Annotated in this window: 1 protein-coding gene; it reads left to right on the top strand. The window is 66.0% G+C overall.

What is annotated here, in order from left to right:
- The coding region (locus AC1RQI_RS17240) for a glutamine amidotransferase-related protein (protein ID WP_481905836.1) at positions 1 to 265 on the top strand (265 nt) is incomplete at both ends.

Below are 265 nucleotides of genomic sequence, written 5' to 3'. Positions count from 1 at the left end.
CAGCCGGGTCTCGCAGGTCTATGGCGGCGCGACCGAAATCTCCGAGCGGCACCGCCATCGCTACGAGGTCAACACCGCCTACAAGGACCGTCTCGAGCAGCACGGCCTGCGCTTCTCCGGCATGTCGCCCGATGGCGTGCTGCCCGAGATCGTCGAGTACGAGGACCATCCCTGGTTCATCGGCGTCCAGTTCCACCCCGAACTGAAGTCGCGGCCCTTCGAGCCGCATCCGCTGTTTGCCTCGTTCATCGAGGCGGCGGCGAAG

The sequence above is a fragment of the Salicola sp. AFF1 genome, assembly GCF_056783195.1.
Note: the sequence above shows the minus strand (reverse complement) of the source record. Positions and strands in the feature narration are given on the sequence as shown.